Here is a 20,359-nt window from a genome sequence, read left to right as displayed (position 1 = left end):
CCTCGAAATCAATCTGACTCTTTGGGCTTTTTAGCAATCCGCAACGACTTCGCCTTGGCCTCCACCGCCAAATACATCACCAACGTAATCAGCAACGGCAAGATGAAATAGATCGCCCGATACGCCAGCAACCCCGCCACCAGGCTCCCCCGCGAAGCCTCATGCTGCAACAACGCCACAAACACCGCCTCCAACACCCCGAGCCCGGCAGGAATGTGGGTAATCACCCCGGCAATCGCACTGATCAGCAACACCCCGAGCACCAACGGATAATCCAGCTTGCTCGGCAGCAACGTGAAAATCACCGCTGCCATCAGCGACCAGTTCAGTGCCCCGAGGGCCAGTTGCAGCACCGCCATACGCAGCGACGGCAGGTTGATTTCCACCCCGCGTATTGACCATTCCCGACGCCTGGAAAACTGACACGCCGCCAGATACCCCGCGCTCACCAACAACAGCAACACGCCAACAGCTTGCAATGCACCGCTACTCAGCTTCCAGCCCGGAGGCATTCTGACCAGGCCGCTGCTGAACACCGCGCCCGCAATCACCATGTAGCCAAACCAATTGGTCGCCAAGCTCAATCCGAGGATTTTCGCGATGTTGCTTTTGCTCACCCCGAGCCGCGAATACAGGCGATAACGCATGGCAATGCCGCCGACCCACGCGCTCAGGTTGAGGTTGAAGGCGTAGCTGATGACCCCCACGGGCAGGATCTGTTTCCAGGTCAGGTCCTGGCGGATGTAGGTGCGGCCGATCAGGTCAAAACAGGCGTATACCAGAAAACTCACCAGCGTCAGGCCGGACGCAATGATCAGTGTGCGCACCTTGAAATTGGCCAGGGTGTGGAACACTTCATCCCATTCGATGCGCTGGGCAAGCATCGTCAACAGCACGATCAGCGCCAGGAAAAACAGCATCGTCAGCGGCTTTTTCCAGCGGCTCCAGCGTGTTTTCTTTTCCGGGGCAGGTGCTGTGCTGTCGTCATGAGGTGCCGAGTGAGCTTCAACGCGGTCCATGGTGGTCGCTCCCGGCTTGATGAGTAAAGGGTTTCAGACGAGGTTTATGCGCTGGCAGCCAACCGGCCCAGGCCGGGAAGTGGCGCAGGAAGTGAAACACCAGAAAGCCGACGGTCATGTGCCAGATCCGTCCGCGCGGTGACTTTTCCACGGACATGGCTTTGCAGTGGTTATTGCTCAGCACCTCAAGCCGTTCGAACAGGTCGTGGTTGAAGGCGCGGTCGCGGATCAACACATTGGCCTCCAGGTTCATGGACAGGCTCAACGGGTCGAGATTGCTTGAGCCAACGGTGCTCCAGTCCTCATCCACCAGCGCGACTTTGCCGTGCAGCGGGCGTTCGCAGTATTCAAAGATCTGCACCCCGGACTTGAGCAGATAGTCGTAGGTCATGCGCGCGGCCAGTTTGGCCACCATCATGTCTGGTTGGCCCTGCAGGATCAGGCGCACGTCCACGCCACGGCGAGCGGCATTGCGGATCTCGCGCAGCAAGCGGTAGCCCGGAAAGAAGTAGGCATTGGCGATCACGACGCGGCGCTGGGCACTGCGCAGCACCTGGCGGTAAACCTCTTCGATATCCGTCCGGTGGTCGCCGTTGTCGCGGTACACCAGGCGAACCTGGCCGTCGTGATCGCTGAAGGCCAGTTCCGAGCGCCGCTGCCGGCGGCGTTGCCACCAGTATTTGGCGCGGGCCGGGCGGCCACTTTGCAGCAGCGCGAAATGGTGGATGTCAGCCACCGCCGGACCTTGCACTTCAACCGAATAATCCTGCTTGGCCTCGGGGCCGAAGTCGGCCAGATGGTCGGCGGAAAAGTTGATCCCGCCGATGAACGCAATCGTGCCGTCCACCACCACGATCTTGCGGTGCAGACGGCGGAACCAGTTGGTGCGGATGCCCAGATGCTTGGGCGCCGGATCGAATATTTGCAGGCGCACGCCGGCTTGGCTCAACGCCGCGAGATAGCCGTTGCTCAACTCGCCACAGCCAAACCCGTCGAGGCTGGCGGTGACCCGCACTCCGCGTTGGGCGGCTTCGATCAGCACTTGCTGCAGCTCATTGCCGACCTTGTCCTCGAACACAATGAAGGTTTCCAGGAGGATTTCGGTCTTGGCCTGGCGCATGGCCTCGAATACCCTCGGGAAATAGGCTTCGCCGTTTTCCAGCATTTCCACAAGGTTATTGCCCTGCCAGCCGTATTCCACGTCGACCACACCGGGTTCACGCACCGGCGGGTTAGTCGGCACGTGTTCAACGGTGGCCTTTTCCATCGGGGCGCTGCTCATAGCTCGATCTCCACCGATAGCGGTGCGTGGTCGGAAAGGTGTGACCAGGGCCGCGCCGCGAGCACTTGCGGACGGCTGGCCTTGAGGTTGCGCACATAGATGCGGTCCAGGCGTAGCGCGGGCAATCGCGCCGGAAAACTGCGTGCCGGTTTGCCGTGGTGTTCGGCGAACACTTCGCGCAGGCCGCAGGGCTTGAGCAGCGCATCGGCCCGCAGGCGCCAATCGTTGAAGTCGCCGGCGACGATCACCGGGGCGTCGTCCGGAAGGTCTTCAAGGCGTTGCGCCAGCAACTTGAGTTGTTCCGTTCTGTGGGACTCACGCAACCCCAGATGCACGCAAATGGCGTGCAATTCCCGGCCATCGCCCGGCAGGCGCAACACGCAGTGCAGGATGCCGCGGTTCTCGTGGCCGCTGATCGAGACGTCGAAGTTGTCGTTGCGAATGATCTGGAATTTCGACAACAACGCATTGCCGTGATCACCCGCCGGGTACACCGCGTTGCGGCCATAGGCAAACTGCGGCCACAGGGTGTCGGCGAGGAATTCGTACTGCGGCATCGCTGGCCAGTTGCTGTAGCGCTGCGGATGATGCTCGTGGGTGCCGTGGACTTCCTGCAAAAACACCACGTCGGCGGACACGCTGCGCACCGCTTCGCGCAATTCCGGCAGGATGAAGCGCCGGTTGAGCGCAGTGAAACCCTTGTGGGTATTGACCGTCAGCACGGTGAAGCGGCGCACGGCGGTGATGATCGGTTGCTGTTCGTCGGTGGTGCCGACCGGTTCGGAAATGCTCATGGCAATACCCCTTCGGCAACAGGTTCGCCGGGGGCGGTAGCGAGGTCCTTGTCGAGATGGAAGTGCTCAAGCAAGCGCCGAGCATCGAAGGGCGCGCGGACCTTGATGTCGTTGTCGAAATAGCAGAAGACTTCCCGGGACTTGCGCGCTTTCGGTTTCTGCCGAGGTGCGATCAACTGTGGATCGGCGGGTTGCTGGCCGTGGTTCCAGGCGTCGATCCGCTCGCCCCAGCGTTCCAGCGCCTCGGGGGTGTAACCGCTGGCATAGAGTTCTTCGGTGCCGTGCAGGCGCAGGTAGACGAAATCACTGGTGACGTCTTCGCGGTACGGCCATTTTCCGGCGGTGTCGGCGATCACCAAGGCAACGTTGTAGCGTTTGAGCAGGCGCACGAACGCCGGGTCAATAAAGGTCTCGTTCCTGATTTCAACGGCATGGCGCAGCGGCTTTTTCTTGTACGCCTTCATGCTGGCGGGGCCGTGCAGGTGCGAATCGTGCTGGCGGGCGAGGGCGGCCGCCTGCTGGGTGTCGTGGGGCAATTGCTTGAGGAAGCTTTCGAACAGCTCGACGTCAAATTTGAAGTTGGGCGGGAACTGCCAGAGGATCGGACCGAGTTTTTCTTTGAGCTCGAGGATCCCGGAGGCAAAGAAATTCGCCAGCGGTTTATGAATGTCCCGCAGGCGTTTGATATGGGTGATGAACCGCGGGGCTTTGACGCTGAACACGAAGTCCGCCGGGGTTTCTGCGTACCACTGGGCGTAACGTTCAGGCCGTTGCAGGGCGTAAAACGATCCATTGATTTCGATGCTGTTGACCGCCCGTGACGCAAATTGCAATTCGCGCTTCTGGGTCAGCCCCTTCGGGTAGAAACCACCCCGCCAGGGTGTGTAGCGCCAGCCTGAAATACCGATGTGAATCGCCGCCATGTCGCCTCCCGTCTAATGGTCCTCGGTTGCCACTGTCTTTTGATGACCGTGGGATAACCGTGAAAGTTTCGACGGGGCTACGGACGGCAACCTCGATAAACACCGCATAACAAAATGTGGGAGCGGGCTTGCTCGCGAAGAGGGAGTGTCAGTCGACATTAATGCAGCTGACACACCGCTTTCGCGAGCAAGCCCGCTCCCACAGGGTTTAGTGGCTGACGGCGATGCGGGTTGAGCCCTCGGCATAGACCGGGCCGAGGCGATCAAGACGACCACTCCAAGCCGTCAGCGCCAATGCCACCAACACCACCAGCCCGCCAATCCACGCCGTGTGGATCAGGCCCATGTGCGCAACGATCAAGCCACCACCCCACGCGCCGCCGGCGATGCCAAGGTTGAACGCGGCGATGTTCAGCCCCGAGGCCACATCCACAGCCTGCGGGGTGTGATGTTCGGCCTGGCGCACTACGTAAACCTGCAGCCCCGGCACGTTGCCGAACGCCACTGCGCCCCAGACCAGCACGGTGGCCAGCGCCAGCCATGGGTTGCCGGCGGTAAAGGTCAGCACGAACAGTACGGCAGCGAGCAGGGCGAAGATGATTTTCAGGGCGCTGATCGGGCCGCGTTTGTCCGCCAGTTTGCCGCCCCAGATGTTGCCGACGGCCACCGAGATGCCATAGACCAGCAACACCAGGCTGACGGTGCCGGCACTGAAGCCGGAAATGTCCTGAAGAATCGGCGCCAGGAAGGTGAAGGCGATGAACGAGCCGCCGTAACCGACCGCAGTCATGGCGTACACCAGCAGCAGGCGTGGTTGCTTGAGCACCTGCAATTGCTGCAACAGCGAAGCGGGTTTGCTGTGGGCGATGTTTTTCGGCACATAAAGCAGACTGCCAATAAAGGCGATCACACCCAAGGCGGACACGGCGAGGAAGGTTTCACGCCAGCCGAAATGCTGACCGATGAAGGTTCCCAGCGGTACGCCGGTGACCAGCGCCACAGTCAGGCCGGTAAACATGATCGCAATCGCGCTGGCGGCTTTTTCCTTCGGCACCAGGCTGGTGGCGATGGTCGAGCCAATCGAGAAAAACACCCCGTGGGCCAGGCCGGTGACGATTCGCGCAATGATCAGCGACTCGTAGCTGGGGGCTTTCCACGCCAGCAGGTTGCCCAGGGTGAACAGCACCATCAGCGACAACAGCAACAATTTGCGCGGGACTTTGCCGGTGAGGGCGGTCAGCACCGGGGCGCCAATGGCAACACCCAGTGCGTAAAGACTGACCAGCAGGCCGGCGGACGGCAGGCTGACGCCGAGGTCGGCACCGATGGTGGGTAACAGGCCAACGATGACGAACTCGGTCGTCCCGATGGCGAAGGCGCTGAGGGTCAGCGCGAGCAAGGCAATGGGCATGACTGCAACTCCGGTGGGTTTGATTGATGGAGCGCAGTGTCGGGGTTTGGGTTGTGCGGAAAAATAGAGGGGTGGGCATTTGATATTTGCGTGCCGGTCAAATATCGCGCTGGCAAATGAAACCCTGTGACGAGGGAGCTTGCTCCCGCCCGGCTGCGCAGCAGCCGCAAAGCCTTACAGCGCGGTGTACCTGTGGAGCTCGGGTTTGCAGGTTTTTGGGGGCGCTTCGCACCCCAGCGGGAGCAAGCTCCCTCGCCACAGGGGGATGTGCTGGCTGTTATCTCGCGGGCAAAACCGAACTTGCCCGCCATTTCCCGATCAGTTCCTTACAGACCCTTCCCAAGGAGCTTCCCGTTTTGCTCAAGTTCAAGACCGCGATACTACTGGGGGCGTTGCTGTTTCTGGGCAGCAACGAGCTGGAAGCCGCCGCGCTGCCGGGTGTTCCCGCCGCTGCCGAGGAACCTGCTACGCCGGAGCCGTTGGTCCAGGGCGGACTGCTCGGAGCGATCAGTTCCAGCATCGACGACGTTCAGGACAAACTTGACCTCAACGAAGACCTGGTCGATGCCTGGCGCCTGCGGGCCGATCGGGCGGCGAACGAAGTGGACAAACTGGTCAATCGACCCTCGAGCCGTTCAGGTTGGAGCGTGATTGGGGACTTCCTGATGTTGTCCGGCGTCTGGCTCGGCACCTTTGCCTTGCTCACCGTGCTCGGCGGGATCCTCGCCAAACGCTTGAACCAGGGCCGCTTTCTGCGAACCCGCCAGCGCAGCCAGGATCTGCTCAATTATGTGCTGCCTTACACGCTCCCGGCGCTGATATGCCTGCCCTTGACCCTGTACGTCAGCCATTTTCTGCCCGCCTCGGTAGGTCGGGCGCTGGCGCTGTGTTTCGCCTATGCCACCAGCAGCGGTATTTTCTCGACCTCGATGCTGCTCTGCGTGATTGTCATGTTCAACACCGGCCACAAGCGCACGGCGGTGCAGATCATTCGCGATTTCTGCCCACGACCGCTGTTCCTGATCGGCTTTCTCGCCGCGCTCAGTGATGCGTTGACCAGCCCGCAAATCGCCCGGCAACTGGGCGGCAACATCACCAGCAGCGCTGCAGTGCTGACCGGGTTTTTCGTTTCGATCATTTTCGGATTTTTGGTGATTCGACTAAGGCGCCCGGTCGCGCATCTGATCCGTAACCGGCCACTGGCCCAGCGCCTCAAACAGCCGTCGCTGCAAGAATCCCTGCGGATCTTTTCCGGGCTCTGGTACTGGCCGATCCTGCTGATGGTGATGGTCTCGGCGATCAACCTGCTCGGCGTCGGCGATGACAATCAGAAAGCCCTGCGCTGTGCGTTGTTCACCACCATCCTGCTGATCGCCACGGTGTTCCTCAGCACGATTTTCCAGCACATGTTCAAGTCGCGGCAGGTCGCCGCGATCCAGCACAGCAGCGCTTACAAAGAGCGTTTTCTCAGTCTGCTGCACGCGTTGCTGCGCATCGTCATGGCCGTTGCCTTCATCGAAATCCTCGGCCGGATCTGGGGCGTGTCGCTGTTCGAATTCGCCGAGCAGAACTCGGTAGGGCGGGCGATCAGTGAGTCGTTGAGCAGCATGGGGCTGATCTTTCTGGTGACCTGGTTGCTGTGGGTGGTGCTCGATACGGCAATCCAGGAAGCGCTGAAACCACCGGTCAACAAACGCACGGCGCAACCGAGTACGCGAGTCAAAACCATCCTGCCGCTGTTGCGCAACGCGATCAAAATCATCCTGGTGGTGATCTGCGCGATCACCACCATGGCTAACCTGGGGATCAACGTCGCGCCGTTGCTGGCGGGTGCCGGGGTGGTCGGCCTGGCCATCGGTTTCGGTTCGCAGCAATTGGTGCAGGACGTCATCACCGGGTTGTTCATCATCATCGAAGACACCCTGTCGATTGGCGACTGGGTGGTGCTCGACTCCGGCCACGCCGGCACGGTCGAGGGCCTGACCATCCGCACTTTGCGCCTGCGCGACGGCAAGGGGTTTGTCCATTCGGTGCCGTTCGGGCAAATCAAGGCTGTCACCAACCAATCACGGCAATTTGCCTATGCGTTTTTCTCGGTGCAGTTCACCTATGACACCGATGTCGACAAAGCCATCGAGTTGATTCGCGAAGCGGGGGATTCGATCCGTGAGGATGCGTTTCTCAAATACAACCTGCAAGGGCCGCTGGACGTGTTTGGCGTCGACAAAATGGACCTCAATGGCGTGGTGCTGACGGCGCAGTTCCGCACGGTGTCGGGCGGGCAATATGCGGTGAGCCGGGCGTTTAACCAGCGCTTGAAGAAGCTTGTGGATAACAGCCCGTGGGTGCATTTCGCGCAGACTTATCCACAGCAGGTTTTGATGCCGAAACATGCGATGGCAGATGATGGGCCGCTGGCCGAAAATTCGCCGGTGATGCTGCCGGATCAGCCTCGCACTCAATAGTTTGCGTTGTTACTACTGGCCTCATCGCGGGCAAGCCCGCTCCCACAGGTTTTTCGGTGAATTCAGATCTTATTAACAACAGAGATCATTGTGGGAGCGGGCTTGCCCGCGATGAGGCCCGTCCAGACAACCTCAATGCCGGGTCAGTTTGTTGTGCAATTCAGCAGTCATTTGCTGATCCAGCTCTACCCAATAAACCTGCTTGCCGGCGATTTCGGCGGCAGCCGGAAGACCATCCCGATACACCAACCGATTACTCGCCAACGCCGGCACTTTTGCCCCGGGCAATAACGTCCCGGCAAGGTTCAGCGGATCAACCCCGCACACCGCAATCAGACTTCCGTCATGCGGTCGGCGCCGCACTTCGCGCAGCAATGGAATGGCCTCAGGCAACGCAAACTGCTCCCCGGCCAACCCACTGACAAACCGCCCACCGCGAATTTCCCCTCGCGCCTCCAGCCGATGGAACGTGCGCAGCAGTTCCCGCCAGCTCGGTAACCAATCCGCTTCCCGCTCCAGCAAGCGCCAGAACACCACGCCGTAGCGCCGAAGCAAGGTCATGGCGATGTGTTCCAGGGTGTCGCTCGGCGTCGGCGCCGGGCGTTTGTTATCCACAACCGACGCGGCGGGACCGCGTCGTAGCAAAGCCCAGCGCCCGGCATCGTCCATCCCGCCGACAAACGCCCCACGCCCGCGTCGGCTGCTGCGATTCTGGCGTTTGCTGGCCGGGGTGATCAGCGCTCGCAGGCCGGCGAAACTGTCGGCGTTCACCAGCCCGGCACCGACCAGTTCCTGCAAGGCAATTTCCAGCTCCGCGCGCAGCAGATGCGCCTCGTGAATCAGCTCATCGAAAAACAGCGCGCCGTGCTGACTAAGTGCTTCGTAGACTTTTTGCGTCTTGGGCGACAGTTCGCTGACCGGAGTTTGCTCGGTCAGGCTGCTCCACAACCCGACCTGACTGCGCGGCAGCAACAGAATCGGCGTGCTGCGTAGCGCCGTGCTGGCGCTCTTGTTGCGCGCGGTCAGGCGAGTCCAGACCAGTTTGCCGCTGCGACACAGGTCGTCCAGCCAACTCGCCGAATAGCCTTTGATCCTCATCGGCAAGATGTCGCTGTCCCAGGCTGACGCGGCGGCGGGGTAGCCTTCGAACTGCGCGACGATGGCGGACAAGACCGCGCTGCCCTGGCCTTGAGTCGCGGTGGACAGGTGCTGCCAATCAAACAGAAAGCGCATGAAATCCTGCAACGATACGGGCTCGATTTCCCGCCGCAGACGCTTGACCGTGTAGCGATGAATCCGCGCCAGCAGATGCCGTTCGCACCATTCATCCTCAGTGGCGCCCGGAGTGAATTGACCGCGCAGCACATAACCTTCGCGCTCCAGTTGCGCCAGCGCTTGGGTGACTTCAATGGCCGGCAATCCCAACGGTTCGGCAATCGCTTTTAACGGCAGTGGACCAAACGCGCTGAGCCGCGCGCGAATCACTTCCAACACCGCTTCATCCGACTCCCAGACTTCATCGAAACCTGGCCGCGCCTCCAGCGGTGGCAGCAACGTTGCCTGTGGATAAATCGCCCGCAGACAGGTCAGGCGTTCCAACGCCAACCACAGCGATTGCCCGGCATTGAGTTGCAAGCGGCTGGCGCGGCCGCTTTCAGCGAGGGCGTTCAGCCAGTCCAGCCAATGCGCATTGGCCTTCGCCTCGGCATCGGAGATGCATGCCAGGCTCATCAAGGCCTCATGCATTTCATCGACGCTCGTGGGCGTTGGCCAGGCTTCGTCGCGTACCGCTTGAATCGCTTCGGCGTCCAGAGCACCGAGGTCGTCGGTGGACTGCGGATCGGTCCAGCGACGGTTGAGCACCGCTTGGGTGCGGCGTTCTTCCAGCGGTGCATCGTCGAGAAAGGTGTAGGGCCGGGCGCTGAGGATTTCCGCTGCCAGTGGCGAGGGCGCCGGCAAATCACGGCTGATCAGCCGGACATCGCCGCTTTCCATGCGCCGCAACAACGCCAGCCAACCTTCGCTGTCCATGGCTTCGTGCAGGCAATCGTCGAGGGTTTGTTCCACCAGCGGATGCTCGGGCACGTCGCGTTCGCCGGCGAGGTTTTCCACGCAGGCAATCTGATCGGGAAATACGCTGGCGATCAGGTCTTCGCTTTTCATGCGCTGGATCTGCGGCGCGACTTTACGCCCGCCCGTGTAACGCGGCAACGCCAGGGCAACCCCGGCGTTCCAGCGCCAGCGCACGCCAAACAGCGGCGCATCGAGTATTGCCTGGATCAGCAGGTGCTCGGCGGTGTTGCTGTGCACGTAGCGCCAGACGTCGTCGAGTTCGAAGCTGTGGCTGGTGGACAGCGACAGCACAATCGCGTCTTCGCTGGCGGCGGCCTGCAATTCGAAGTTGAACGTGCGGCAGAACCGCTTGCGCAAGGCCAGCCCCCAGGCGCGGTTGATGCGACTGCCGAACGGTGTGTGGATGATCAATTGCGTGCCGCCGGACTCGTCGAAAAACCGCTCCATCAGCAGCGTGTCTTGCGACGGCAGCGCGCCCAATGTCAGGCGCGCCCGGGCCAGGTAATCCACCAGTTGTTCGGCGCTGGCGAGGTTCAGGCCGAGGGTGTCGGTCAGCCAGTCGATGGCCGGTTGCAAGTTGCCCGGTGTGGCGCCGAGCAGTTCGTCGAGCTGCGCTTGCAGGCGCGCCACGGCGAACGACAATTCTGCGCTGCGTCCCGGCGCTTCACCGAGCCAGAACGGAATGGTCGGCGGCTGGCCCTGGGCGTCTTCGACCCGGACCTTGCCGGTGTCGACGCGCAGGATTCGATACGACGTATTTCCCAGCTGGAAGATGTCTCCGGCGATACTTTCCACCGCAAAGTCTTCGTTGACGCTGCCAATGTTCAGCCCTTGAGGTTCGAGCAGCACGCTGTAATCGGCGTTGTCCGGAATCGTTCCGCCGCTGGTCACGGCCGTCAGTTTGCTGCCCCGGCGACCGCGCAACGTACGGGTCACGGCGTCGCGGTGCAGGTAGGCGCTGCGGATCCCCTGACGACCGTTGTAACCCTCGGCGAGCATGTGCAGCAGCGCCTGGTAATGTTTTTCGTCGAGTTCGGCGTAAGGCGAGGCTTTGCGGAACATCTCCAGCAACGCCTGCTCCTGCCATTCCTGGCAGCTGACTTCGGCGATGATCTGCTGCGCCAACACGTCCAGCGGTGCCTTGGGAATCTGCAAGGTGTCGAGTTCGCCGCGACGCACGCAGTCGAGCAGGGCGGCGCATTCGATCAAATCATCGCGGGTGGTGGCGAACAAACGGCCCTTGGGCGTGCCGCCGACCTGGTGCCCGGAGCGGCCGACTCGTTGCAGAAACCCGGCAATCGAGCGCGGCGAGGCGATCTGGCACACCAGGTCGACGTCGCCAATGTCGATCCCCAGTTCCAGCGAGGCTGTGGCGATCAGCACTTGCAGGTCGCCGCGCTTGAGCCGCTGTTCCGCGTCGAGGCGAAATTCCTTGGCCAGGCTGCCGTGGTGCGCGGCGACGGCCTCTTTGCCAAGGCGCTCGCTCAAATGCCGGCTCAGGCGCTCGGCCAGGCGCCGGGTGTTGACGAAAATCAGCGTGGTGCGGTGTTCGCGGGCGAGGGCGGCGAGCCTGTCGTAGACCAGTTCCCAGACATCGTTGGCCATCACGGCGGACAGCGGCACCGGCGGCACTTCGATGTCCAGATCCCGCGGGCGGGCGTGGCCGATGTCAATGATTTCGCATTCGCGATCACGGCCAACAAGGAAGCGCGAGACCGCTTCGATGGGTTTTTGCGTGGCGGACAGGCCAATGCGCATCAGCGGGACCGCGCACAGCGCCTGCAATCGTTCGAGGCTCAGGGCCAAATGGCTGCCGCGTTTGCTGGCGGCGATGGCGTGGATTTCGTCGACGATTACCGTGCGCGTGGTGCCGAGCATCTGCCGGCCGGAGTCGGAACCGAGCAGCACGTAAAGGGATTCCGGGGTGGTCACCAGAATATGCGGCGCTGTTCGGCGCATGGCCGAGCGGTCTTTTTGCGGCGTATCGCCGGTGCGCACGGCAGTGTTGATCTGCAATGGGGGCAGGCCCATGACGCGTAATTGCTCGGTGATGCCGGCCAGCGGGTTTTGCAGGTTGATCTGGATGTCGTTGGACAGGGCTTTGAGCGGTGAAACGTAGACCACCAGGGTTTCGTCGGGCAGCCCGCCTTCATTGTCCAGTCCGCGATGGACCAGGTCGTCGATGACCGCCAGGAAGGCCGTGAGGGTCTTGCCGGACCCGGTGGGCGCGGCGATCAGGGTTGAGCGGTGCTGGCGGATCAACGGCCACGCCCGGGCCTGGGCGGCGGTGACCGTCGGGAAGGTGTTGCTGAACCAGGCGCTGACGGCGGGGTGGAAGCCTGCCAGGGCCGCGTCCGTGGGGATGGGCAGATTCATGGGTAATTTATGCGGGTGGGGATAGGAAGTTGCAAGTACCACTCGGTTTATCGCCGTCCCTGTGGCGAGGGCGCTTGCTCCCGCTGGGTTGCGCAGCAGCCCCAAAACCTGCCTCCCAGTTCATCCTGACACTCCGAACCGCCCGATTTTACGACTGCTTCGCAGCCGAGCGGGAGCAAGCTCCCTCGCCATAGGGGCCGCAGTGAACCAAGGGATCTACACTTTACGGATGACGGTTGCGCACTAAACCCGCAAAATGCAACGATTCCGGCAACTATCAACGACATCGCCCGTGGGCGCTGTCGATAAAGCCAATCTTCCAATCAGACTGGGCCTGCTGACTCTATGCGAATGCGCCTTATGTTACTGGGCGGCGGAAATGCCCTTGGGCAGGCGCTGATTCGCCTCGGTGCGGAGGAAGACATCGGCTTCCTCGCCCCCCGCCCACCGCAAGACGGCTGGGATGCCGCGAGCCTGACGCAACTGCTCGACGACACCCGCCCGGACGCGCTGATCAATCTCGCCTACTACTTCGACTGGTTCCAGGCGGAGACGGTCAGCGAGCAGCGTCTGGCCGGGCAGGAGCGGGCGATCGAGCGTCTGGCCGAACTGTGCCAGCATCACAACATCGTGCTGCTGCAACCGTCGAGCTATCGCGTGTTCGATGGCTCTCGGGCGACCGCCTACAGCGAAAAAGACGAACCGGTGCCGCTGGGCCTGCGCGGTCAGGCCTTGTGGCGGATCGAACAAAGCGTGCGCGCCACTTGCCCGCAACACGTGCTGCTGCGCTTCGGCTGGCTGCTCGATGACAGCCCCGACGGCACCCTCGGGCGTTTCCTCGGTCGCGCCGAACAACCTGAAGAATTGCTGATGGCCGATGACCGCCGGGGCAACCCGACACCGGTCGATGACGCGGCGCGGGTGATCATTTCGGTGCTCAAGCAACTCGATTGTGCGGCACCGCTGTGGGGCACCTATCATTACGCCGGGCATGAGGCGACCACGCCGCTGGCGCTTGGGCAAGCGATCCTCACCGAAGCACGCGCACTGCATCCGCTCGCCATCGAAGCGCCGACCGCCCAGGCTCACGCCGCGCGCCCGGACGCCGCCGAAGAGCCGCAACACGCGGTGCTGGCCTGCAAGAAAATTCTGCACACGTTCGGGATCAAGCCTCGCGCCTGGCGTGCGGCACTCCCGGGCTTACTGGATAGGTTCTATCGCCATGGCTGACGGCCCTGTTTTAATCACCGGCGGCGCCGGTTTCATCGGCTCGCACCTGACCGATGCCTTGCTCGCCAAGGGTCATTCGGTGCGCATTCTCGATGACCTGTCCACCGGCAAACGCAGCAACCTGCCGCTGGACAACCCCAAGGTCGAACTCATCGTGGGTGACGTCGCCGATGCTGCATTGGTGGCTCAAGCAATGGTCGGTTGCAGCGCCGTGGCGCATCTGGCCGCGGTGGCTTCGGTGCAGGCCTCGGTGGACGATCCGGTGAAGACTCACCGAAGCAATTTCATCGGCTCGCTGAATGTCTGCGAAGCCATGCGTCAGGCCGGCGTCAAGCGAGTGCTGTACGCCTCCAGCGCGGCGGTCTATGGCAACAATGGCGAAGGCGAGTCGATCGATGAGGACACGCCCAAGGCACCGTTGACCCCGTATGCGTCGGACAAATTGGCCAGCGAGTACTACTTCGATTTCTACCGTCGCCAGCATGATCTGGAACCGGTGATTTTCCGTTTCTTCAACATCTTCGGCCCGCGTCAGGACCCGTCCTCGCCGTATTCCGGCGTGATCAGTATTTTCAGCGAACGCGCGCAGAAAGGCCTGCCGATCACCGTGTTTGGCGATGGCGAGCAGACGCGTGATTTTGTGTACGTCGAGGATTTGGTGGACTTGCTGGTGCAAGCCATCGAGCAACCGCAGGTCGAAGTGGGCGCGGTCAATGTTGGCTGGAACCAGGCGACTTCCCTCAAGCAAATGCTTGAAGCGCTGGAGGCGGTGGTCGGTCAATTGCCACCGGTGAGTTATGGCCCGGCGCGCTCCGGTGATATCCGTCATTCGCGAGCGAACAACCGGCGATTGCTGGAGCGCTTTACCTACCCTGAGCAGACACCGATGAGTGTCGGCTTGGCGCGGTTGTTGGGGCGCTGAGGTATTCGCAGCCATGAAAAAGGCGCCTTTCGGGGCGCCTTTTTTGTGGCCGGAAATGCTTCTTTGGCCGATGCAGGACCTGTGGCGAGGGAGCTTGCTCCCGCTCGACTGCGCAGCAGTCGTCATCAATCCCGGGTCTGCTTCGCAGCCCAACGGGAGCAAGCTCCCTCGCCACTAAGGCCATTCAAGTCCTTCTTAGAATTTGTAACCCAGGCCAACCATGTAGATGAACGGGTCGACATCCACATCGACCTTGGCCCGAGTGCCCGGAGCCACGGCGTTGTTTTCTACGGTCGCCGTAGTGTCGATGTCGATGTAGCGCACCTGGGCGTTGAGCATGATGTTGTCGGTGATCATGTAGTCAGCACCGACCTGAAACGCCATGCCCCAAGAGTTATCCGCCTTGAAATTGCTGAAGCCGTTGGCCTGTGCTGCGCTGCCGACGTGCTCGTCGTAGATCCAGGTGTAGTTGATGCCGGCGCCAACGTACGGCTGGAACGCGGACTTCCCGTCCAGCGGGTAGTACACAACGCTCAAGGTCGGCGGCAGGTGTTTCAGGGTGCCGAGTTTGCCGTTGGCCGCGCCCAGGGCGGTGCCTTTGATCTTCACGTCATGCTCGAATGGCGAGGCGGCCAGCAGCTCGATCCCCCAGTGGCTGTCGATCATGTAGGCGAAGTTCAGACCCAGCTGCGTGTCGCTGCCCATGGTGGCCTTGCCACCCAGGTCGGCGCCGGCCAGCGGGCCTTGATCGACCTTGACGCTGGAGCTGTCGGCTTTCGGGTTGATGGTGATTGCACCGGCACGAACGAGGATGTCGCCGGCGTCATGGGCGTAGGCGAGCGGGGCTGCGAGCGCGAGGGCGAACAGCGAAGCGCTGAGCAAGGACTTGTGCATGGAGGCTCCAAAGGACGTTAAAAATGATCGATGTCCAATGGTACGGAGGCGTCTGATACGGTCTTTTGATTCAGCTCAATGAAACAGTGATGGTGCTGATTTTTGTGGAACCTTTGATGGCCTCTTCGCGAGCAAGCCCGCTCCCACATTGGAATGCGATCAAATGTGGGAGCGGGCTTGCTCGCGAAGGCTATCTATCAAACACCACATGACTCCCGGATTCACTCCGGCAATTCATACACATAAATCTTGTCCGCCTCCATCTGATACCCCGCATCCGCCAGCTCGCTGGTCGACGCTTTGACTTGCAACGCCCCCTCGATCCAGTACGGCTGGTACAGCTCATCCAGCTTCACGCCCACTTCGCTTTTTACGTGCACGATCTGGTTCGACGGTGGTGGCGGCACGTGGATACAGGCGCCGAAATACGGCACCAGCAAAAACTCCGTGGTGCGTCCTTCCTCGCTCACTTCCAGCGGCACGATGTAGCCCGGCAAGCGAATGTTCTGACCGTCGAGGCCTTTCACCACCGGCGCATTGGGCATGTCCTGCTTGGCGGCGGGCGCCGATTCCAGTGCGCTGCTCATCTGCGACAGGTCATGCAGCGGTGTCATGTTCGGCACTTCCGGCATGGCGTCCGGCGGGATCATTTCCGACCAGGTCAGGTCTTTCGGCTCGGCCGCCCACAGTGGCAGGGCGACCAGCATCAACAGCGCAAGCAGGGCGCGGGGCATCATTAACGTCCTCATAGTCGGATCGACAGGCCATCGGCCAGGGATTGGCGATACGCGCGCCACGCCGGCACGCTGCCCATCAGCAACGCGGCGATCAGGATGCCACCGAGCAGCGTCCATTCATATTCACTGGGCCAGGCGAGTGGCAGGTACAAACCGTAATTGGCTTGCACATACCCCTGGGCCAGGGCGATGCCCACGTACAAAAGCCCCAGCCCGGCGATCACACCCGACAACGCCAAGGCAAACGCCTCCAGCACCAGCAACGTCGCGATGTGCCACGGCCGGGCGCCGACCGAGCGCAGAATCGCCATCTCGCGGCGTCGTTCGTTGAGGCTGGTGAGAATCGCCGTGAGCATGCCGATCAACCCGGTCAGCACCACAAACAGCGAGACCACGAACAAGGCTTTTTCCGCCGTGCTCATCAGACTCCACAGCTCTTGCAGCGCCACGCCGGGCAGGATCGCCAGCATCGGCTCGCCACGAAATTCGTTGATTTCGCGTTGCACGGCGAAGGTCGAAATCTTGCTGTTGAGGCCGAGCATGAACGCGGTGATCGCTTGCGGCGTCAGGTCCATGTTGCGCGCCTGATCGGCACTGATCCGGCCTTTGCCCTGGGCCGGCACGCCGTTGTGCCAGTCGATGTGAATCGCTTCCATGCCGCCGAGGCTGATGTGCAGCGTGCGGTCCACCGGGGTGCCGGTGCGTTTGAGAATGCCGACCACGGTGAACGGTTTGTCGTCGTGTTTGACCAGGCTGATCACCGCCACGCCATGGGCCAGCACCAGTTTGTCGCCGAGCTTGTAGTGCAGCGCCTCCGCCACTTCGGCACCGAGCACCACTTCGAACGGATCGCTGGCGAAGGCGCGGCCATCGGCCAGTTCCAAGTGTTGCTGATGACCGTATTGATAGTGTTCGAAGTACGCCTCGGTGGTGCCCATCACCCGGTAACCGCGATGGGAATCGCCGAGCGACATCGGGATCGCCCACTTCACTTTCGGATTGTTGGCGAAGTGCTCGAAGCTGTCCCAACGGATGTTGTTGGTGGCGTTGCCGATGCGGAATACCGAGTACAGCAACAGGTTCACCGAGCCGGAGCGTGCGCCGACGATCAGGTCGGTGCCACTGATGGTGCTGGCGAAACTGGCCTTGGCTTCGGTGCGCACCCGTTCCACGGCCAACAGCAAGCAAACCGATAATGCGATGGCGAACGCGGTGAGAATCGCGGTGAAGCGGCGGTTAGCCAGGCTGGCCATCGCAAGACGAAACAAATACATCTCAGACCTCGAACGGGGTGGCGGCGCGATTGAGATCGGCCAGCGACAAGTGGCGATCGAACAGCGGCGCGAGGCTTTGGTCGTGGCTGACAAACAACAGGCTCGAGCCGGCTTCGCGGCATTCGGCGAACAGCAGGCGAATGAAGTTTTCGCGAGCGTCGTAATCCAGGGCCGAGGTCGGTTCGTCGGCGATCACCAGTTCCGGCTGACCGATCAATGCGCGCGCGGCGGCGACCCGTTGCTGCTGGCCGATGGACAGCGAGTCGGCGCGGCGGCTGAGGATGCTTTCATCCTTCAAACCCAAATGCGCGAGCAGGGTGGCCGCGGCCTGGTCGACGCTGCCGTGGCGTTGTTTCGCCCGTTCGGCGCGCAGCCTGGAGAAGTGGCAGGGCAATTCGACGTTCTCGCGCACCGAGAGAAACGGCAGCAAGTTGAACTGCTGGAAGATGTAGCCAGTGTGATCGACGCGAAAGCGGTCACGCGCGCCGGCACCGAGTTCGGTCAGTTCCTGGCCCAGCAGGCGAATGCTGCCGCGATCGGGTTTCTGAACGCCGCCGAGCAGTCCGAGCAGGGTGGTTTTACCACTCCCGCTGGGACCTTTGAGGAACAGCGTTTCACCGGGTTCCAGGCGAAACGCCGGGATGTCCAGCAGCGGCGGGTGACCTGGCCAGCTGAAGCCCAGGTCGGACAGTTCGATGAGTGCTTGGGTCATTTAACCGATTTCATGAGTGTTGATGAACCTGTGGGAGCGGGCTTGCCCGCGAAAGCGGTCTGACAGTCAACAGGTGTGCTGAATGTGACGGCCCCTTCGCGGGCAAGCCCGCTCCCACAGGATCTTTGGTGCATTCAGAATTTCAGGGCGGCCGCCTTGGCCGTCACTTCAACCCCTTGCTGGCCGCTCGGGCTGATCAGTTGTACCTGAATCTTCTGGGTAGCCGGGAAGGTATTGAAGATGTTCGCCAGGTCCAGGGTTTTCAGCGCGCCCGGGGCCGAGCAGGTGAACTGATAGTGAGCGTGGATTTCACTGTGGTCGTGGTGATGTTCGTCTTTGGCATCGTGATCGTCATCAGCGCCTGGCTTGTCACCGAACAAAGGGCTTTCCAGTTCCTGGGTCGCCACTACACAACCGGCGGCTTTCGGCAGATTGAACAGCGCCAGCGGCTTTTCAAGCTGTGCACGAGCGGCGGCGACTTTGGCTTTGTCGGCGTCAGTGGTGGCAACGTGTTCGAAGCCCACCAGGTTCATCGCCGGGCTTTCCAGTTCCAGCTCCAGGGTCTGACCGTCCAGCGCTGCATTCAGGCGAGCGACGCCATGTTCGTGGGCGCTGAGGCTGCCGTGTTCATGATCGTGGTCGTGATCATGTTCTTCAGCGGCGTGGGCGACGGCCAGCGGCAACAGGGCAAACGGCAGAGCGAGAAGCAGACGGCGCATGGCGGGTCTCCGAAAGTAAAATGAAGAGTTTGTTATGTAATCTTATAACGAAAGTGCGAGGAGTTTGACCGCCTGCTTGGCGTTGCGCAAGTCACATGGGAGCATGTAAGTCAGAAATGTGCAGGAGCAGACTTATGTTGCGTATACGCGGAAGCATCGGCGACTGGCCGGTGGATTTGACGTTGGAGATGGATGACGCCGACTGGGCTCGGTTCGGCGCGCAGTTGCAGGTGGTCACACCTGACACCAGTGCAGCCAGTGCTGCCCCGGCCAAGCCGATGAACCAGGATGATGCGCTGTGGCAGATCGCCAAAGACTTGCTGCGCAAGGCCGGGCAATTGAGCGGGCCGGATTTGCTGGAGCAGCTGGAAGGACTGACCGGCAGCGCGGCGTCGGGCAAGCGCCTGCTGGTGCGCCTGCGCCATTGCGCGGAGGTGAAAGTGTCGAGCGGCGGGGATACGCCGCTCTACAGCTGGATCGAGTGAAACGACGCTGTGATCTTTTGATCTTTTAATAAAGCGCAGCAAACAACTTGCGGCGGTAGGTGGTCACCAGCGGGTGATCATTGCCCAGCAGTTCGAACACTTGCAGCAAGGTCTTGTGCGGCAAGCCTTCGCCGTAGCTGCGATTGCGGATGAACAGTTTCAGCAAGGCATCCAGCGCGGCGTCGTATTGCTGGCGGGCCAGTTGCTGGATCGCCAGTTGATACACCGCTTCATCGTCCTGCGGGTTTTTCGCCAGACGTGCTTTCAGGTCTGCGGCATCCGGCAAATCCTTGGCCTGACCCAGGAACTGGATCTGCGCCTTGGCGCCGGCCAGCGCGGCTTTGTGCTCATCGCTTTTCACCGCGTCGAGCACGGTTTGGGCTTCGCCCAGTTCGCCACGTTCAGTCAGGCAACGGGCATAGAGGATCAAGGCGCCAGCGTTAGTGTTGTCTTCGCCCAGTAGCACTTTGAGCGCGGCCTCGGCGTCGGCGAAACGGCTGTCATCGAACAGCGCCTGGGCCTGTTCGAACGGATCGGCGGCTGCGGGTGGCGGCATTTGTACGTGAGGCTCAAGCATCGCCCGCACAGCCGATTCCGGTTGCGCACCGGCAAAACCGTCCACCGGCTGACCGTCCTTGAACAACACCACCGTAGGCAGGCTGCGAATGCCGAAACGGGCAACGATGTCTTGTTCGAGATCGCAGTTGACCTTGGCCAGCAACAACTCGCCCTGATAGCTCTCGGCGATGGTCTGCAGCATCGGCATCAGCACTTTGCAGGGCGCACACCATTCGGCCCAGAAATCCACCAGCACCGGTTTGTGGAAAGAGTTCTCGATCACCGACTGGTCGAAATCGGCGGTCGTGGCGTCGAAGATGTACGGCGTTTCCTGACTCATGGGGGATCTCTTGGAAGCGTGAATGGGGCAACTATACGGCTTGACGGGGGGCGGCCGGAAGCGGGGTGGCGGTTGAGAGGTATGTTGCCTGACCGGACGCCTTCGCGGGCAAGCCCGCTCCCACAGGGATCTTCTGTGAATGTAA

The 20,359-nt window shown here is 61.6% G+C and carries 16 protein-coding genes; 4 read left to right on the top strand and 12 right to left on the bottom strand.

Annotation, left to right across the window (positions count from 1 at the left end; all coding sequences use genetic code 11):
• Positions 1–8: 8 nt before the first annotated feature.
• From DJ564_RS29140 to DJ564_RS29120, 5 genes are all read right to left on the bottom strand, one after another.
• Positions 9–1,019 carry a lysylphosphatidylglycerol synthase domain-containing protein gene (locus tag DJ564_RS29140; RefSeq protein ID WP_109635231.1) on the bottom strand — a complete coding sequence of 337 codons (1,011 nt, stop codon included), beginning with the start codon at positions 1,017–1,019 and terminating at the stop codon, positions 9–11.
• Complete coding sequence (gene clsB, locus DJ564_RS29135; protein WP_109635229.1) at positions 1,006–2,301, bottom strand: cardiolipin synthase ClsB; 1,296 nt, start codon at positions 2,299–2,301, stop codon at positions 1,006–1,008. Before clsB ends, DJ564_RS29140 begins: the two co-directional genes overlap by 14 nt.
• Positions 2,298–3,095: an endonuclease/exonuclease/phosphatase family protein gene (locus tag DJ564_RS29130; protein WP_109635228.1), complete on the bottom strand. Its 798-nt coding sequence runs from the start codon at positions 3,093–3,095 to the stop codon at positions 2,298–2,300. The genes clsB and DJ564_RS29130 overlap by 4 nt, the downstream gene beginning before the upstream one ends.
• The gene (locus DJ564_RS29125) at positions 3,092–4,018 is read right to left on the bottom strand and encodes a DUF72 domain-containing protein (RefSeq protein ID WP_109635226.1); all 927 of its coding nucleotides are present in this window, start codon (positions 4,016–4,018) and stop codon (positions 3,092–3,094) included. Before DJ564_RS29125 ends, DJ564_RS29130 begins: the two co-directional genes overlap by 4 nt.
• A 208-nt stretch (positions 4,019–4,226) precedes the next feature.
• Entirely contained in the window at positions 4,227–5,429 is a 1,203-nt protein-coding gene (locus DJ564_RS29120) for an MFS transporter (RefSeq protein ID WP_109635224.1), read from the bottom strand.
• A gap of 356 nt (positions 5,430–5,785) precedes the next feature.
• Between DJ564_RS29120 and DJ564_RS29115 the strand changes: the two genes are divergently transcribed.
• Positions 5,786–7,894 carry a mechanosensitive ion channel family protein gene (locus DJ564_RS29115; RefSeq protein WP_109635223.1) on the top strand — a complete coding sequence of 703 codons (2,109 nt, stop codon included), beginning with the start codon at positions 5,786–5,788 and terminating at the stop codon, positions 7,892–7,894.
• Between the two features lie 132 nt (positions 7,895–8,026).
• Here DJ564_RS29115 and DJ564_RS29110 read toward each other — a convergent pair whose 3' ends face one another.
• Positions 8,027–12,343, bottom strand: a complete 4,317-nt coding sequence (locus DJ564_RS29110) for a DEAD/DEAH box helicase (RefSeq protein ID WP_109635221.1) — start codon at positions 12,341–12,343, stop codon at positions 8,027–8,029.
• A gap of 345 nt (positions 12,344–12,688) precedes the next feature.
• Between DJ564_RS29110 and DJ564_RS29105 the strand changes: the two genes are divergently transcribed.
• Both DJ564_RS29105 and DJ564_RS29100 read left to right on the top strand, forming a co-directional pair.
• Positions 12,689–13,573, top strand: a complete 885-nt coding sequence (locus DJ564_RS29105; protein WP_109635220.1) for a sugar nucleotide-binding protein — start codon at positions 12,689–12,691, stop codon at positions 13,571–13,573.
• Complete coding sequence (locus tag DJ564_RS29100) at positions 13,566–14,495, top strand: NAD-dependent epimerase/dehydratase family protein (protein ID WP_109635218.1); 930 nt, start codon at positions 13,566–13,568, stop codon at positions 14,493–14,495. Before DJ564_RS29105 ends, DJ564_RS29100 begins: the two co-directional genes overlap by 8 nt.
• Positions 14,496–14,690: 195 nt before the next feature.
• Here the strand turns inward: DJ564_RS29100 and DJ564_RS29095 are convergent, their stop codons facing one another.
• From DJ564_RS29095 to DJ564_RS29075, 5 genes are all read right to left on the bottom strand, one after another.
• The gene (locus DJ564_RS29095; protein ID WP_109635216.1) at positions 14,691–15,389 is read right to left on the bottom strand and encodes an OmpW family protein; all 699 of its coding nucleotides are present in this window, start codon (positions 15,387–15,389) and stop codon (positions 14,691–14,693) included.
• Between the two features lie 221 nt (positions 15,390–15,610).
• The gene (locus DJ564_RS29090) at positions 15,611–16,123 is read right to left on the bottom strand and encodes a DUF3299 domain-containing protein (protein WP_109636234.1); all 513 of its coding nucleotides are present in this window, start codon (positions 16,121–16,123) and stop codon (positions 15,611–15,613) included.
• An 11-nt stretch (positions 16,124–16,134) separates the two neighbouring features.
• A complete protein-coding gene (locus tag DJ564_RS29085) occupies positions 16,135–17,400 on the bottom strand; it encodes an ABC transporter permease (RefSeq protein WP_109635214.1) in 1,266 nt (421 codons plus the stop codon).
• A 1-nt stretch (position 17,401) separates the two neighbouring features.
• Entirely contained in the window at positions 17,402–18,112 is a 711-nt protein-coding gene (locus tag DJ564_RS29080) for an ABC transporter ATP-binding protein (RefSeq protein ID WP_109635212.1), read from the bottom strand.
• A 134-nt stretch (positions 18,113–18,246) separates the two neighbouring features.
• Positions 18,247–18,831, bottom strand: a complete 585-nt coding sequence (locus tag DJ564_RS29075) for a DUF2796 domain-containing protein (protein ID WP_109635210.1) — start codon at positions 18,829–18,831, stop codon at positions 18,247–18,249.
• Positions 18,832–18,965: 134 nt separating this feature from the next.
• On the opposite strand from DJ564_RS29075, the gene DJ564_RS29070 reads away from it, so the two are divergent.
• Positions 18,966–19,316, top strand: coding sequence for a hypothetical protein (locus tag DJ564_RS29070; RefSeq protein WP_109635208.1), 351 nt, complete (start codon positions 18,966–18,968; stop codon positions 19,314–19,316).
• A 25-nt stretch (positions 19,317–19,341) separates the two neighbouring features.
• Here the strand turns inward: DJ564_RS29070 and trxA are convergent, their stop codons facing one another.
• Positions 19,342–20,214, bottom strand: a complete 873-nt coding sequence (trxA, locus tag DJ564_RS29065) for a thioredoxin (RefSeq protein ID WP_109635206.1) — start codon at positions 20,212–20,214, stop codon at positions 19,342–19,344.
• Positions 20,215–20,359 lie beyond the last annotated feature (145 nt).

The sequence above is a fragment of the Pseudomonas sp. 31-12 genome (assembly GCF_003151075.1).
In the GTDB taxonomy this organism is placed as follows: Bacteria; Pseudomonadota; Gammaproteobacteria; order Pseudomonadales; family Pseudomonadaceae; genus Aquipseudomonas.
The sequence above is the reverse complement of the archived record's forward strand: the minus strand, read 5'-3'. Positions and strand labels throughout refer to the sequence as shown.